Consider the following 2,013-nt stretch of genomic DNA (forward strand, 5'->3'; position numbering starts at 1 on the left):
TATCATCTACCCATAAATTTTTAATAGCCAGTTTTCGGCCGGCATCACCTTTATGCGGCCTTTCAATTTTAATAACCCTTGCACCTAAATCAGCCAAACGCAAACCTGCCGAAGGCCCGGAAAGATATTGACTGAACTCCAGCACTGTTAATCCTTGTAATGGCAAATCCATCATACAGCAATAGTTGTTTTTTGGTGAATAAGGCTTTGCTGATAAATTTTATTTATTTCCTGTAATGCAGTAACAGCATTTAAATTTTGCATAATGCATTTTTGCAAAGGCAAACCTGCATTATCCTGAAAATGTAAATAACTATTATACCTCGGCCGTACATAACTGTTATCCATTACCGGTAAAACATTTTTAAAAAAATTATTGGTAAGATGATTGGTGTCTGCATTAAGCCATGCTTTGCGGTGCCCCGGTTGCCCGCCATGCTGTACATAAAATGTTTGTTGCATTTCGCCTGATACGAGCCATTGAGCAAAATCAACCGCTATAGCTTTATGTTTACTAAATGCTGATATGGATAACCCTGTTCCTCCAATAGTTGTTTGTAATTTTTTTCCGTTAAAAGAAACCACATCATAATATTGCAATACATTTTTTGCATACCCTTTTCTTGAATAATTAGAATAACAATAAGCAAAGGGGCAATACCAGAAATCATCTGAGGTACTCATTAACTCTGCAACAGCAATGGGGTTGCAGGTAAACATTTTTTTATCTGTTAAAGAATATAATTCCTTCATAGTTTCAATGGCATGCATTCCTGTTTGCTCATCAATAACTTCTTCCTTATTTTGAAAAGGCTTTTTACCATGTGCAACACAAAAAGTATAAAAGTTCATTAACAGATCAATGGGTATTGCCGGCACTGCTACTTTTCCTTTTTTTGCTAGATCAATTACATCCTGCCACGTTGCAGGAACAGTGATATTATTTTTATCGAGTAAATCTTTTCTGCAGCTTGCAGCAGGTGTGGCTGCGTCAATAGCCAATGCCCATTGTTTATTGTTATAATTATAACTTTCGTGAGAATGGCCCACAGAATTTTCTAATTGATCCTGTAGATATGCTGCTGGTAAATATTCATCCAGGGGCAATACACAATTAGTGGCAGCTGCACAACCCACCCACGGATGATCGATAATTAATAAATCGTATTGTTCAGTTAATTTTTCAATTGGAAAATCTGCAAACTCCTGCAAAGTTCTTTTTGTCCATTGTATTTCTGCATCCGGGTGCAATTCGTTATAGCGCTGCGATGCGGCAAGCAATGGTGTAATTCCCCTGCTGTGCCCCCATGTTATACCTTTTAAAATAATTGCAGCCATTGTTGTTTACACTTCTTTTTTATTCACTAACAAAATGTGTTCGCAAACCATTACCAATTCGTTGTGCTGATTAAAAGTTTCCACCATTTCTGTTGCTAAACCATAGACCGGTTTTTTATGATCTTTTTTATCTTTAATTGTTACGGTAACTTTTAAAGTATCCCCAATAAAAACGGGCTTAAGAAAACGCAACCTGTCGTAGCCGTAAGTCATTGCAGCTTCGTTTACAAAATCGGCTGTTAATCCAATTGCCAGTGTAAAAATTAATGTGCCGTGGGCTATACGTTTTTTAAAAGGTTGTGTTTTACACCATTCTTCATCCATGTGGTGCGGAAAATAATCGCCTGATTCTTTTGCATGAAAATCTAAATCTGCAGCAGTAACAGTTCGCTCTTTTGTACAACGGGTGTAACCCAATTCAAACTCTTCAAAATTTTTCTTTATAAACATGTGAAACTTGAGCCATGCAGTTTGATGATTATGCAGCACCGTATATTAACAGGCAAATGAACATTTCGGAAAATAAAGCAGATGAGTTATTTAATGTATCACCAGAAATTATACAGCAAATTCATCCGTCAGTACAACCGTTTAATAATCTTATGCCTGCAAAGCTGGGTTCTTAAAAACACCTGCAAAACAGAACTTCAAATTAAAACCAAGCTGCCCGATATT

Annotated in this window: 4 protein-coding genes; 1 reads left to right on the top strand and 3 read right to left on the bottom strand. The window is 36.7% G+C overall.

The window, feature by feature from the left end; translation table 11 throughout:
* The 3 genes from ACY65O_RS10360 to ACY65O_RS10370 form a co-directional block, all read right to left on the bottom strand.
* The coding region (locus ACY65O_RS10360; protein WP_462220784.1) for a CoA transferase at positions 1-175 on the bottom strand (175 nt) is incomplete at its 3' end.
* On the bottom strand, positions 172-1,338 hold the full coding sequence (locus ACY65O_RS10365; protein ID WP_462220781.1) for an ABC transporter substrate-binding protein: 1,167 nt from the start codon (positions 1,336-1,338) through the stop codon (positions 172-174). The genes ACY65O_RS10365 and ACY65O_RS10360, both read right to left, overlap by 4 nt.
* Before the next feature lie 6 nt (positions 1,339-1,344).
* A complete protein-coding gene (locus ACY65O_RS10370; protein ID WP_462220782.1) occupies positions 1,345-1,788 on the bottom strand; it encodes a MaoC family dehydratase in 444 nt (147 codons plus the stop codon).
* A 14-nt stretch (positions 1,789-1,802) separates the two neighbouring features.
* On the opposite strand from ACY65O_RS10370, the gene ACY65O_RS10375 reads away from it, so the two are divergent.
* Positions 1,803-1,964: a hypothetical protein gene (locus tag ACY65O_RS10375; protein WP_462220783.1), complete on the top strand. Its 162-nt coding sequence runs from the start codon at positions 1,803-1,805 to the stop codon at positions 1,962-1,964.
* The last annotated feature ends 49 nt before the right edge of the window (positions 1,965-2,013 follow it).

The sequence above is a fragment of the Ferruginibacter sp. genome, from assembly GCF_031430955.1.
GTDB lineage: Bacteria > Bacteroidota > Bacteroidia > Chitinophagales > Chitinophagaceae > Ferruginibacter.